At 39.3% G+C, this 16,821-nt stretch carries 2 protein-coding genes; both read left to right on the plus strand.

Going from position 1 to position 16,821, the window contains the following annotated elements:
• The first annotated feature begins 11 nt into the window (after positions 1–11).
• Positions 12–2,156: a PorP/SprF family type IX secretion system membrane protein gene (locus IWC72_RS06150; RefSeq protein WP_194529179.1), complete on the plus strand. Its 2,145-nt coding sequence runs from the start codon at positions 12–14 to the stop codon at positions 2,154–2,156.
• Entirely contained in the window at positions 2,156–16,792 is a 14,637-nt protein-coding gene (locus IWC72_RS06155; protein WP_194529180.1) for a T9SS type B sorting domain-containing protein, read from the plus strand. Before IWC72_RS06150 ends, IWC72_RS06155 begins: the two co-directional genes overlap by 1 nt.
• Positions 16,793–16,821 lie beyond the last annotated feature (29 nt).

Consider the following 16,821-nt stretch of genomic DNA (forward strand, 5'->3'; position numbering starts at 1 on the left):
CCCAACCAACCATGAAATTTGTAAAATACATAGCGCTTATAATACTGGCCGCCTTTACGTTTGCAAACGTTCAGGCACAAGAAGATGACCCTGTATTGTTATACAGTCCGGCATCTCAGAATCTATTAAAGTTCAATAGATTTTTGATAAACCCAACGTTTTCAACAGTTCAGGAAGACAAGTCTTACGTTAATCTTTTGCACCGAAACCAATCGGTACAATTTAAGGATAATGATCAAACCTATTTCTTAAGTTATAGCGGTAGAATAGGCGATAAGAGCGGTTTAGGTCTTAGCTTATACACACAAAGTGTAGGTGCAGTATCAAATATTGGTGCGTTGGCTAATTATGCCTACGGCATAAAACTTAGTGACAAGAGTAATTTTACATTTGGTGCAAACTTAGCTTACTATAGTACGGGTCTAGACCAAAACAGTATTGATGTTATAGATATTAATGATTACAGTTTAAGTGGAACCGAAGACAGTAACGTTCTTTCATTTCAGCCTGGTTTCAACATCTCTTATGGTAATATAGATTTTGGTGTTTTTGCTGAAAACCTATTTGATTATAATCTAAAAACAAGCGAGTCTCTTACTGACTTCGCTGACAAAACCTATTCTAGCCACTTACAATATACTCATCGGTTTGATAAAAGTGATGGTATTATGGAGGGTAGTCGTTTAATGCCTATTGCTAGAGTACGCATGAACGGTCAAAACCGTTTATCATCTGCTGATGATTCCCAAGATTTATCGTACGGCGGTGGTGCCATATTAGATTTACCAAAACTTGGATGGTTACAAGCGGGTTATGATAGTTTTTATGGTGCTTCTGCAGGTGCAGGTTTCAATATCAATAAAAGACTTTCATTAGGTTATACCATGGAAAAAGGCTTTGGAACCGACTTCAATAATTTTGGTGTTACTCATGAAATATCATTTGCATACTCCTTTACTCCAAACCTTACCGAAGACCGTGTAATGTTAGAAGATGACTATGAAGACTCTTTGGTTGAAAACGAAGAAGTAGACAAAAATGACCTAGTAGATAATGAAGAGATAGAAGAGCTTAAACGTAAGCTGGCGGAGAACGATGCTATTATTCAAGAGCTCATGTTCCGTCAAGATTCCATAGAAAATGATCGTCAAAAAGATTTAGAGCGGCGCTTTAATATGGTAATGAGTATGGTTCGTAATGAAACCAGTGGTGAAAGACCTGATTTAGAAGACCGTGCCGAAAGGTTGTTTATGGGAACTAATGACCGTCCTGCTGTAGCTAACACTACCACAGAAAAAGACATTATTATACCAAACAGTACATCAAATAAAAACACATCAACTACAGATGCTGGAACAGCAACTTTAGTTCAAAACACACCTAAGAAATCTAGGCCTGCAATTGCAAAAGATAAGATTCAAAATACAAAAAACTCAGCCGTTGGGAAAACATCTTCAACCTCTAAAATTGCAGATAGAAGTAATGTAAAAAGCAGAAAATTCAAAAACTTAGACAATGTTCAAGACGGTTATTATGTAGTAGCTAATGTATATAAAGGTGGGCAGTACATGGACAAGTTTATGAACAAACTAAATAATGACGGTTTCTCTTCTAACTATGTTGACAATCCTGATAATGGATTAAAATATGTGTATTTACAACGCTATGACACTTGGGATGAAGCAGTAGCCGCTCACAATAGTAATATGAACGGCACCTATGACGGTCCGCTTTGGATTATGGATGTTGACAACCGGTATACAAACGAAGCCTATGCTTCTAATGTAGACAAATTAAAAGAAAAGTCGGCCAAATACGATACAGATGTACTACGTACCAACACGGTTGTAAAAGACCAAATGGTATCTAACGAGTTAGACCCTAAAACACATAAGATTGATGGTATTGGTTCTGGCTACTATATCATAGCTAACGTGTTTGCAAATCCCAAAAACGCAAACCGTTTTGTAAAACTTTTAAATTCTTACGGGCTTAGTGCCAGTTACTTCATAAACCCTGAAAATAACTGGAGGTATGTTTACCTGAAAAGACACCAATCTTGGAACAATGCCCTGTTATCCTACTATACCAACCTGAACGATGCGTACAACGACAAAATGTGGATTATGCGCGTCAGACCAAATCTACTGGCCTAATGATACCAAAATCCTTAAAAAAAATACTTGCGGGCGCTCTGTTTTTATTAGCATATGCGGGATTTTCACAAGAATATAAAGCATTTACGAGAACCTACCCATCCGGGGAAAATTTCAGGTATCAAACCAATATAAAGGGAGACTTGACCTTTATCTCTAATAGTATACTAAATAGAGATGAAAATATTCCCGGCCGACGCCCGGAAGACCCTTACGATAACCTCAACACCAATGGAAACTATTGGCCATCCAGTAATAGAAATACTGAAACTGGAGGGTATTACAATTATAATGACCGTAAAAATATGCGGTACATAGATGTTGATACGGACACGAATACCTTTAGTTCTAGTACCGCAACATTTACATTTCCAAGTGCCGACTGTAATCTTATTAGATATGCAGGCCTTTACTGGTCAGCAACCTATCCTCGAGATGATACTGCAGACCCAGTGGGCACGCCTAGAGATTATGAAATTGATGAGATAAAATTTAAAGTTCCCGGTGGTACCTATGTAGATATTACCGCGGATGAAATATTATATGACGGTTTAACTGACACAGCGCTCAGTGCAAACGCACCCTACGCTTGTTACGCAGATGTAACCAGTTTAATAACTCCCTTGGCAAACCCAGAGGGAGATTATACCATAGCAAACGTCCCAAGTGCCGAAGGGTATGGTATTGCCCCAAACGGATCAGGAATAATGACCGGTGGTGCAGCAGGTGGTTGGACCTTAGTAATTGTTTATGAAAATCCCAATACAAGTGGTAAACTCATTACTACTTTTGATGGTTTTGCCCGCGTTACAGGTTCAGACACCATCAACATAAATTATTCTGGCTTTAATACAATTCCTGTAGGCCCGGTAAATGCCAACATTGGAGCAGCTTCACTGGAAGGTGATTTTAGAATTACCGGTGATAGATTAAGAATCAGCGCTGCAAGTAACGGTGGGTTTACTACTCTGAGCAATGGTACAAATCCATCAAATAATTTCTTTAATAGTAACATTACTCGTAATGGTACTCATGCCACAAATAGAAACCCGTTCAGTCTAAATACCTTAGGTTTTGATAGCGACATATTTAATCTAAATAACCCTACCAATTCCGTTATACCAAATAACGAAACAGCTGCTACTTTTAGATTTCAAACTAATGGTGACCAATACTATCCGTTTTTCAACTCGTTCAATATAGAAATTATTGAACCGGATATTGTTCTAGAAAAAAAGGTAGAAGATATTGCAGGAAATGACATAACCGGTCTAGGTGTTAATCTAGGTCAAATTTTAGACTATGTGCTTACGTTTCAAAACACCGGAAACGATGACGCGGTAAATTATACCATTCGTGATATATTACCCATAAATGTCACGTTAGATGAGGCAAATCTAGACATGCCAACTGGAACCACATACACCTATGACCCAGCAACCAGAGAGGTAGATTTTTTCATTCCTAACAGTTTTGTAGAAATAGGTGATACCCCTGGACAAATACGTATGCGTGTTCAAGTGGCGGAAAACTGCTTTGACTTTATTGATGCGTGTACCGATCTTATTCAAAATTTGGCTTATTCTACTTATCAGGGAAGAATAAACGATAACCAAATTACTGATGATCCTAGTGTATCTGATTTTGATAATTGTGGTTTTGTTACTCCAGGTGCGACTAACTTTTTATTAGATGATCTTTCTGACTGTAATTTCACGAGAACCGTTCAACTCTGTGGTCTAAGCGCAGTTTTAGATGCTGGTGATAATTTTGACGATTACATTTGGGTTCGTGACGAAAACGGCAATGGACAAATTGATGCTTCTGACCCTGTTTTAAATGATGGCGACCCTGATTCTGACCAAAGTACTTTAGAAGTAACCGAAGTTGGCACCTACATTGTAGACAAAATAGTTGCTGATCCTTGTAAGGGTTTCAAAGAAATAATGATTGTTGAAAGGTATGGCACTACCCAGACCAATCCGCTTGTAGATTATTTTAACGATACCAATAGCGATGCGGATCCAACCAATGATATTCAAGGTGAAATTGTACAGTGTAGTATTGATGGAGATTTACTACCTAAGTTTTTCCTTTGTGGCTCAGCAGATATACAGCCTATTCGTTTAAATATACTAGACGCACAGAGTATTTCTTGGGAAAAACTAGATGAAGGTAGCTGTATTGCCGCCCCGGATGATTGTGCCAATAAAAACCTAACCTGTACATGGAACGAAGTTGCCACAGGAAGCAATTATGATGCTGATACAGCAGGAAAATACCGTTTGGTCATAAATTATACCAATGGGTGTTTTAGTAGATTTTATTTTGACGTTTTTCAGAATAACTTAGACATTCTTTACAATGACAGGGACATTATTTGTAACACGAATGGTAACATTACCATAACCAATTTAGGTAGTAACTACGGTTACCAATTGGTAGATGTGGCTAACAATACTATTGTAGTCCCATTTAGTGCTAACAACGGGCCAAGTTTTGATATTGCTACAAATGGAGCTTATAGAGTTGATGTTACTCAATTAGACAGCTCAGGAAACCCTATTCCGGACGCTTGTATATTCAATACTCCAGATATAGGAATTTTAGATAGAGACTTTCAAGTAGATGTAACAACTACACCTTCTAATTGTAATGCTCAAGGTATTATTAAGATTGATATTCTTAATGTTGAACCTAATTACACCTACGTCTTAAGAAGAAGTGACGGAACCTTGATAGACGACGAAACCGCTCAATCAGATAACACGCACTCATTCAATGTAAATGCCGGAGATTATACTATAGAAGCATCTTCACAAGATGGATGTTTCTATACAGAAGATGTTACCGTAACCCGTACTCCAGATCCAACCGTGTTGGCTGTTACAACAAGAAACATAGGTTGTACTGCAGGTACTATTGAGCTTACAGGTGCCGGTGGACTTCCAAATCCTGATTATTCATATGCCATTTGGAGCAAAAACGGAACAAATTTATATGCTGATGTAACTTCTATTCCAGGAGATGCATATGACACCAACCCTATTTTTTCTTTTGGATGGAGAGATACTGACGCCGATGATATTGATGAATATTTTGCAGGCGAAGACGGAGACTATATTTTTGTAATTGTAGACTCTAACAACTGTTTCGCATTTTCTAACGAAGTAACAATTAGCGACAATGGGGCAATGACCCTTGATTCCATTACAGAAACCGCACCCTCCTGTAGTGGTGATTCAGATGGAGCAATAACAATTAACACCACTGGTGGTGTAGCACCATACGAGTTCAGTATTGATGGAGGAACAACTACGCAAGGAACACCAAATTTTGTAAACCTTATTGCTGGTACTTATGAAGTTTTTGTAACGGATTCATCTGGTTGTAGCTTTTCACAAACAGTAGACTTAACTGAGCCGTTTCCTTTAAGTGCCTCCGCAGGTGTTTCAAGAGACGCTACTTGTGACCCTAATGGTGCTGAAGTAAGAGTAACAAATGTTACAGGTGGTACTTCTCCATACCAATATAGTTTTGACGGCGGCGCAACTTATGGAGCTTCTAGCACAGCAACGCTTCCTCCAGGTGATTATACGGTAATCGTAACTGATGGTTCTTGTGAATTCCCAATGAACGTTACTGTAGAAGACGTACCAGACGAGCCAGAAGTAACGCTTACACCAGAAGTAAGTTATGACTGTGACGGCTTGGCCACAGTAACTGCTACGCCAAATATTACAACATACAATTATACCTATGCCTTAGATGGTGTAGTAAATTCCCCGGACCCAACGAGCAACGTTTTTCTAAATGTGGGACCAGGAACTTATACGGTAAGTACAAATTATACATCGCAAACACCACCAACACCAAGTTTATTATTGGCTGAAGATTTTGGTAGTGGAACGACTATTCCTAGCCCAAATACCAACGGGTATACCTACGAAGATCAAACAAACAATGCACCAGGAGATTCTAACAGTAATGTAAATGATTTTGAATACACGGTAACAAGTGACATTGTTGCCCCCTTTGGCACATGGATCAACCCAATAGACCATACTTCTGGTACACGTACAGGTCAAGGCCGCTATTTAGTAATGAATGTGGGTACACCAACTCCAACTCAAATAATCTACTCAAAACAGATAAATGATGTAATACCTAATCAAGATTTAAGTGTTACACTATACGTTATGAACCTCCTGCGGCAAGGCACTGGTGGTCTTGATCCAAATTTGACCGTAGAAATAAGAGAGACAGGAACAACAAATGTTGTTCAATCTATAAGAACCGGCGAAATTGCAAAAAATACGGGATCTAGTGATTGGGTAGAGTTCACGGCAACCCTTAATCCAGGAGCAAATACAACTCTGGATTTTGTAATAAGATCTGAAGTCAACGGAAATGGCGGTAATGATTTTGCACTTGATGATATAGTGATACATCAAGTACCTGAAGTTTGTGAGCAAACTGTTGAAACTGCTGTAACCGTTGTTGCTGGTAACGTATTTACCGCAAATATTACTGGTTCTACGGATGTAAGTTGTAATGGATTAAACGATGGATCAATAACCTTTGAGGTAGAGAATTTTAATGCTGCCGGATTTGAATATTCCATAGATGGAGGTGCTTTTATTGCCTCAACTTTATCACCTGTAACCTCTCCATCCAACCTTGGTGCCGGTTCACATACCTTAGTGGTAAGAAAAGCGGATGAAACAACATGTTCAAGAACACTGACACAAACAATAAACGCTCCTGATGCACTGGAAGCATTTGCTTCAATTACAACCGAATTAAGTTGTACCAATGGCGGTGCAACTATAACCGCTAGTGTTACTGGCGGTACTGCAGCTTATGAGTATCAATTAGAAGATAATCTAGGCGCTATTGTTGGAACTTTTGATTATGCAACGAACGGAGCAAATACGGTATTTTCTGGATTAGCAGCTGGAGACTATATTGTTAAAGTACGAGATGCCAATACCTGTGAAGATGCAATTAATGCTGCATTGACAGTTGCCGCTGCAAACCCGATTACTTTTAATGTTACGCCTACCGCCTGTTATCCTGGTGGAAATACCGCTACGATTCAAGTAGATGTTACAGACGGAAATGGAGATTATACTTTTAGCATAAACGGTAATCCTTGGGTTAGCCCAACTCCAGCAAACAGCACAACACACACTTTTAGCGGTCTTTCAAACGGCACTTATACCATTAATGTTCAAGACGGATTTGGTTGTATTGGAGTTTTGCAAAATATTACAATTGACCCTCAACTAACGGTCAGTGCTTCGGCTCCAACAATTACAGCCTGTGCAACTGATACAGATATCACTATTTCTGCTTCAGGTGGAGACAACAACTATGTATTTGCTGTTGTAACTAACGGCACTGCAGTTCTTGACGGAGATTTTAATACAACAAATCCTGTTACAGTTTCGGCTGCTGGAGATTATGATGTGTATGTACGTGACAATAGTGGGGGAGCAGATTACTGTTCTGCCATGTACACGATTACTGTAAACCAAGACGCTCCTATTGCAATTACACCTACGCCAACCGCTGTAACTTGTTTTGGAGAATCAAACGGGGCAATTTCAGTAGTTGTAGATTCTGGCGGAAACGCACCGTTCATGTACAGTATTGACAACGGGACTACCTATGTAACCGAAAATAGTTTCCCTAACCTTAGTGCGGGAACCTATCCTGTACGCGTTAGAGATTCCAATAATTGTGAAACTACGCCTCAAGATGTAGTTGTTACGGAACCATCTCAATTGGTAGCAGAAGCGAGTATTACACAAAATTATACCTGTCTTGTTGACGGTGAAATCACTGTTGGTAACGTTACTCCAACAACAGGTGGGTCTGGAGATTATCAGTATAGCATAAACGGGAGTGCTTGGACCGCTTCTTCTTCAACAGGAGTGCATACTTTCTCTGGTTTAACCGATGGTACCTACAGCATTCGGGTTAGGGATGCCAATGCTACTTCATGTGAGCTTACTTTGGCCGATGTTATAATTGCTCCATTACCAACAGAACCAACACTTTCTACCTCAGTTACTTATAACTGTGATGGAACAGGAAACATAACCGTTCTACCTAACGATGCTTCGTATACATACAGTATAGATGGAGCAACGGCTCAAACACCAAATTTATTTAGCGATGTAGCAATAGGAAGTCATACTATTGTTGTTAACTATGGTAGTGATTGTACGGTTGATACAACTGTAATTGTTGAGGACGGCTATGCTTTTGAAGCTTCGATTACCGCTTTTGAAAATCTGGATTGTAATGCTGATAGTTCAGGAACTATTACCATTAATGCCGATAATTACGGAACAGGAGGATTTGAATATAGCCTAAACGGAGCTGCATTTGTTGGTCCTTTTACAGCTGCAGAACAAATTACGGGTCTTGCAGCACAAGCACATTCAATTGAAGTACGAGATGTTGACAATGCTGTTGCCAGTCTTCCTGGTTGTACGGTACTGTTAAATCAAACTTTAACCGAACCGGATGCTATTGTTGCTTCGGCAAGCATTACAGAACAGTATACTTGTAACAATACAGGTGCTACTATTACAGCTAGCGCAATAGGAGGAACTCCAACGTACGAGTACCAACTAGAGGATGATTTAGGAACCACAATAACAACTTATCAAACAGAAGCTACTTTTGCCGGCGTGCCTGCAGGCGATTATATCGTAAGGGTAAGAGACACAAATTCATGTAGCGATCCAATAAATACGGCAATTACCGTTACCGCTCCAGTAGTACCTACTTTTGATACCATTGCCACAGCTTGTTACTCAGGTACTAATGATGCTTCAATACAGGTTGATGTTACAGCAGGCAATGGAGGGTACAGTTTCAGAATTGATGGTGGCCCGTTTGTAGCAGCAACTCCAGTTACAGGAACAACTCACACTTTTGACAATCTAGCCAATGGTACTTATACCATAGATGTGAGAGATGCTTATGGATGTACGGCTGTCCAACAAACTATTACCATAGACCCACAATTAGTAGTATCTGTAGATGTGGTTGATATCAGCGCATGTAATGACGGTTCAATTACTGTTAATGCCACAGGTGGAAACGGAACCTTGGTTTACGCCATTGTACCGGCAAATACAAGTCCTTCTGGCCTTTATTCAACAACTAACTTCTTAAACGTTACTAGCGCTATGGCTACGGCCAACCCAACTGGGTATGATGTATATGTTCTAGATAATAATGGGGCATCTCCATCATGTTCTTTCCTACAAGAAGATATTATACTTACTCCTGTTGCCACATTAACCGCAAGCGGAACAGCAACCGACCCTGAGTGTTTTGATGGTTTAGGTTCAATTGATGCTACGGTAGGTGGAGGAACAGGTCCGTTTACGTATCAATTAGTAGATTTGACTCCTGCTGATGGAATTGATTATGGAACAACCAACACCAATATTTCCACAACCACATTAACTTTCAGCGGTATAGGGATAGGAGATTATGAAATTACCGTTACCGATACCAACAGTTGTGCGGTAACCTCAGCCACAATTACAATAAACAATGCCACAGAAATAACTGCGGATATCGTTCCTATTTTACCAGCAGCATGTAATGACCCTGATCCTAATGAATACGGTTTCAGGTTCGATAATGTAACCGCTCCTGCTGGTGGAACTATAGAATATAGTAATGACGGCGGTGCTTCTTGGCAGCTTTCAGATGAATTAAGAGGCACTGATTCGGGTACAGAAGTATTCCCTTCTATTAGAGTTACTTTGCCTAGTGGAACTATTTGTCAGAGAGATTTTGATAGGTATATAATTCCTTATCCGTTAGATGATTTGGATATTACCCTATCAGCAATAATTATAGGTTGTAATGACCTTCGTGTTACGGTCGAGGGTAGCGAGGGTAACCCAATTCCAGGATATGAGTATACTTATACAGACGATCCTGCTAACTTTAATACGTTTGTTTCGAACCCCAATGTGTGGACTGCACCATTGCCTAGTGGAACCTCACACACTTTTCAAAATATTGACCCAACAACCCCACAATATCCTGAAGTACCTCTATTAGTACCAGGACGTACCTACGTATTTTACGTTAGAGATGGTGCTGGTTGTATAAGACAAAGTAATGTAAACGTAAACGATATTCCTGGAATCAACTTACCTATTGAAATAACTTCTGATATAACACCAAGTTGTTTCGGGGCTGCTAATGGTTCTATCACCTTTAATTTAAATCCTACCACGTCATACCCTAGTATGCGCTGGGAGGTGTATGAATTAGGAAATGGAACTCCTATTGAGACCAGTGGAGGTAATGTTCCTTACAACAATACCATAACAACCACAATTGGACTTGGCGAAGGCGAATACTACATTGATGTTATTCAGGTAGACGGTTCTAATGCTGACGCTTGTACAGGAGGTAGTGAAAATACCTATCTTCAGGAACTAAATGCTTTAAATGCAACGGCAACGGCTACACGCGATATCTCATGTAATTTATCAGGTCTAATTACTATAGATAATATTACCGGTGGTGGCGGAGCGCCATACACTTTTGACGTTACTGGGCCTGCTGGCTTTACCCCATTGACAGGTACAAATACCAATCCGGTACAGATTCCTGTAAATTCACCTGCAGGAGATTATACAGTTACGATTAATGATCAATATGGTTGTTCATTTACCATGGCCGCCGTTACTTTGGATTTATCACCAAACCCAACAATTGATTCCATTACCCAAGATAATTGTAGCGCTCCAATAGACCTTACCGTAGTTGGAAACTCAGCGGCGGGCAATATTCGTTATGCTATTGTGCCTGCGGGAGACCCTGCACCAACAACATATCTTGATAATGCTGGATTGTTCGAAAATGTAGCTGATGGTTCTTATGATGTATATATCATAGACGGAAACGGATGTACTAACTCACAATCGGCTTTTGTTGTTCACCCTGTGTTATCGGCTAAAGCAGAACTTACAAAAACATTAGATTGTACGGCATCCCCAGATGCAGTAATCGCAATTGAAGTTTTAGATGGTTCAGGAAGCTACGAGTACTCTATTACAAATACTGCTGGAGCCCCAGCAGTTACGCAAACAGTTGTTCCTGGGAATCCGTTTAATTACCAAGCACCTGCTGCTGGAGATTATACAATTACCATCTATGATACCAACACACCAAGTAGCTTATCATGTAATAGAGAGTTTGTAATTAATGTTCCTACTAGAATAGAGCCTGTTGTTAATACAATTGCAGCAACAGATGTAACCTGTATAGGCGATTCTGATGGTGCTATTACAATATCGGCAATAGATAATGCAACAGGTCCGTATACTTTTGAAATTACTTCAATGGATGGTGCTGCAACAAGCATCAATCCAACAAGTTTTACAAATACTACAGCAACATTTACAGGGCTTGCGCCAACAACAACTGCTGCTGGATATATAGTTACGCTTAGAGGAAATTCAACCACAAATAACTGTACGACCGATAGTGCACCCATTGAAATTGCTGAACCATTAACTATTACTGTAACAATGGATGCGGTCGTAGAGTTTGGATGTACGACAGCAAATAACCAAAATGATGCAAGTATTTCAGTTGCTAGTGCTACAGGAGGTTCAAATACTTTTGTTCGTTATGAATTCATTAAAAATGACAACCCTAATACAGTAGCTGTTGAGGCAGATGTTGTGGTTCAAAATGGTTCTAATGAAACTTATATTGAAACTGATATATTAGGTGGTGCATATACCATAAACGTTTATGACGATAATGGTTGTTCTGGTACTACTACGGAAACAATTGCTCCTTTTGTTGAAATCAGTAATCCTACCGTTACTATTGATACGGATGTAAGCTGCAACCCTGGAGATGATGCCGTGGTTTCAATAGGGGTCGATTTAACTCCACCTTCAGGAACACCAACACTATCATATTCTGTTGTTGGAACCGATAATGCATATAGCAACTTAAATCAACCTACTAATTCATTTACTGGAATAGGAGTAGGAAACTACGAAGTAACCGTAACCAATACGGATACGGGATGTTTTGTACAAACCACTTTTGAAATTGAAGATCCAAATACATTTGAAATCACAGCTGACACAGTTGATGTAGTTTGCAATGGAGACGATGGTTCTGTAAGCTTTACTATAAGCGATGTTACCAATCCATACGCTGCAGGTTTCACATGGCAAATTTATAATTCACAAGGTACGGTTGCCACAGGTGATGATACTATCATTGTTGCAGCAACTGGAACCTCGGCCAATGTAGGTCCCACTACACCTTACGCCATTGGCGCGGGCGAGTACCGCGTTGAGGTTACCCAAGACAGTAATCCTTCTTGTGTAGCTTCTGAATTATTTACCATTGCAGGTCCTAGTGACCCAATTAGCGCAAACAGGATATTTACCGATATCACTTGCGTACCAGGTAACAACGGAACCATTACCATTACCGATGTTACTGGTGGATGGGGCGGTTATTCGTATCTCATCTTTGATGCGGCCGGTCCAGTTATTGACACTACTGACCCTGCTAGTTATATTTCAAACCAGAAAGAAGAAAACCTAACCGCGGCTACCTACCAAGTTTGGGTTATGGATTCTAGAGGATGTGCTGAGCAATTGGCAGATGTTGTTCTGGCTGATCCAACACCGATTACGGCAGATTTAAGAATCAATCAGCCTAACTGTACCGACTTAGAAGGTGAAATTGAAGTTATCAACGTATTGAACGGTCAAGGTAGCAATTATAGTTACCAGTTACAGTTCTTCAATACAGGTACTTCTGCTTTTGAAGATATGAGACCTATACAAACCTCAGCCATATTTAGTGGTTTAGGTGCAGGTGAGTATCAAGTAATTGTTAGCGATCAGTGGGGTTGTGTAGGTACTACAAGTACAAGCATTGATTTACATGAACCTATTTCACCATTGGCTTCTGTAGTTAAAACTATAGATTGTTCTACTACAGATCCAGGTGGACAGATTACCATTTCACAAACGGGTGGTTCTGGAAGCTTTAGATATGACGTACAGTATCCATTATCAGCTCCTGCCACAGTAGATGATACCAACAACACCGGTATTTTTACAGGCCTTACCCAAGTAGGTGATTATGTATTTACAATTACCGATTTAGACCCTAATCATGGTTGTAGTACCACAATCACGCAACGTTTGGAAACAGCCGTGATTCCAGTTATGAATGTAGATTCTTCTACCAACGTAACTTGTAATGGCTTAGATGACGGAACGATTTCAGTGAGTGTAACCGATAATGGAGTAGGACCATATACCTTCAGTATTATTACTGGCCCTGGTAGTACGGCTACCTTCCCAATAGCAGCAACTTCTTCAACAGCAACCTCAGCTTTCTTTGATGGACTTGAAGGTTCTGTTGCAGGAATAACATACACTATTGAGGCAAGAGGTGCTAATAACTGTACCATCACAACAGATGTTACTATTACCGAATTAAATGTTATCACAGTAGATCCAATCACTATTCTTGAATACGGTTGTACTATTGGAAATAACGGAAACAACGCCAGTATATCATTCACTAACGCATCAGGTGGAACAGGAACTTTTGTTCGTTATGTATTCATTCGCGATGGAAGCGTTGTTCAAGATGGTTCAAACACCACTTATTTTGAAACTGATGGTTTAGGTGGTTCATACGAATTACGCGTTTATGATGATGCAGGATGTTCAGCACTTTCAGCTACTGATACCGTTTTACCTTTTGTAGAAATCAGCAATGCTACTGTAACCACTACCCAAGAAGCCGCTTGTTCCCCATTGAACAATGCTGAAATAGAGGTTGGCGTAACCGTTAGCCCTTCTGGTGCAACACCTAATTTAGAATATACGGTAACAGGAATAAATGTTACGTATAGTCAGACCATTGCTTCTACTAATAATCCGGAAACTTTTACAGGATTAGAAGTAGGTAATTACAGTATAAGCATTACCAACCTAGATACAGGTTGTGTTATTAATACGGTTCATGCAATTGCTGACCCAGATGTTATTGAAGTTATTGCTACTAAATTAACGGATGAACAATGTTTGAACGATGGTGTAGATGACGGAAGTTTTAGTGTTACTATTAACAATTATACTGGGCCTTATAGCTATCAAGTATATGATATAAATGATATTCCTGTAGTTGGTGCCGGATTTAGTGGAACAGGTAATACAAGTACTCCTTTAACCATATCTAATTTAGCCGGAGGAACCTATTACGTGCGAATTACAGAAACCAATGCACCTTTGTGTGATGACGATTCTAATGTAATCACTGTATTGGCTCCAAGTGCTCCAATAACAGCTGCGATAAGTGAAGAAGCCAATGTTTCTTGTACTAATGATCAAGGTGAAATATTAATAGACCCAACAGGTGGTGAAGGTCCGTATACCATCCGTTTAGAAAACACAACTACTTCTGCGGTATATACTGAGACAAATGTTGAAGCCTTTATTTTCAGAAACTTATCGGCTGGTGATTTTCATGTGACTGTTACAGATGCATTCTCTTGTGTATTCTCTGATAACATTACTTTGATTAGACCTGATGATATTGTAGCTGATATTACAGCAACGACTTTATCTTGTTTCAATGGAAATACTGCTAGTATATCTACTACAGTAGGTGCTAGAAATGTTACACCTACCTATGTATATCAGTTGAATGTCTATAACGATATTTCTGGAAGTAACCTATTGACTACTTCAGTAGGGCAGAGTACAGGTGATTTCAACAATTTAGCTGCTGGTTTCTATAGTGTTACCGTAAGTGATGAAGTTGGATGTTCTGATGAAACAACCATTGTTGAAATCGTAAACCCAACAGAAGTAGAGGCATCATTAATAAGAACTAGCCCGTTGACATGTACAACAGGTGTAGAATTTGAATTAAGTGCCACTGGAGGAAGCGGATTTTATGAGTATAGTACAGACAACGTAAGTTGGACAGCAATGCCTGGAAACAGTGTTAATTTACCTCTAAGCGGTATGTTAAGCGCTGGTATCTATCGCTATTATGTGAGAGATGCTGTAAACTTATGTACAGCTGTTCAATCTAATTCTATTGAAGAAGACCCTATTGATCCTTTAATTTTAACTGTAGATGAGACTGCTGCGGTAATTAATTGTAATGGAGATAATACCGCTACCATTTATGCCACTGCAGATGGTGGTTTAGGAAACTATCAATATTCGCTTTATACTGATGCTTCGTTAAGTGTTGCTTCACGTATTGCAGGACCACAAAGCAATGGAATATTTAGTGCATTGCCAGCAGATACCTATTACGTAGATGTAACAAGTCAAGATTGTAGACTAACAACTCCAGAACGAGTAGTTATTTCTGAACCAACAGCTTTAGAATATACCGATGAAGTTATTAACGTAACCTGTAATGGTGAAGAAGATGGTAGTATAACCGTTACTTTATCCGGTGGTTCAGGAGGTTATCAATATGCCATATCTCCAAACCTTAATCAGTTTGATGATGAAAATACATTTGAAGACCTTGCTCCTGGAGATTATAGAGTAATTGCTCAAGATCAGAATGGATGTTTCATAGAATTAGAATATACTATTGATGAACCAGCTGTGATTGAAGTTATAGCAACCTCAACACCAGAAATATGCGTAGGTGAAGAAAATGGTACAATTGATCTTACCATTTCAGGTGGAACAGGTGCTTATAGTTCCAGATTACATACCGAAACTAATTTTGTTCAAGATAGAACATCCTTTACAGATCTAGTAGAAGGTGTATACATCATATTTGTACGCGATGCCAATGGATGTGAGGAAAATGTGACCGTAACCGTAGAGCCTGGTGTGAACTTAAATGCTAATGTGGAACCAGTGTATGGTTGTAACGGAAATATTCCAAATAACTACATCAATATCACATTGGAAGATGAAAGTGTCTCAGAACAAGTGCTTTATGGAGTAGATACTACAGATCCAGCAGAAATGCAATTAAATCCATTCTTTAGGGATCTGACACCTGGTACTCATTATGTATCAATATCGCACGCCAATGGGTGTATTGTAACCTATGACATAGAAATTGAAGATTACCAACCGTTAACTATTACTTTAGAACAAAGCAATATCAACCAGATTACGGCAAACGTTAGTGGAGGTAGAGGTGAATACACGATAACCTTTGGTGATAAAAACAATGGTTCTGACAATACATTCTATATTAATCGTACTGATACCTATATAGTTACCGTAACCGATGAAAATGGTTGTGAAGCAGTAGCAAGTATTTTTATGGAGTTTATTGATATTGATATTCCAAATTTCTTTACCCCAAATGGAGATGCGGAAAATGACACGTGGAAACCTAAAAATGAAGAAGGCTTCCCAGAGATACTAACCATCATATTTGATCGTTATGGTAGAGAGGTGTATCGAATGGGTGTCGGTGATCCAGGATGGAATGGTCTTTACTTGCAAAAAGAACTTCCTTCAGGAGATTACTGGTACGTAATCAAACTAAACGGAGAGAATGATGACAGAGAATTCGTTGGACACTTTACCCTATATCGCTAAATAAAATACTTAACCTACAACCTATAGTA

The sequence above is a fragment of the Zobellia roscoffensis genome, assembly GCF_015330165.1.
Lineage (GTDB): Bacteria > Bacteroidota > Bacteroidia > Flavobacteriales > Flavobacteriaceae > Zobellia > Zobellia roscoffensis.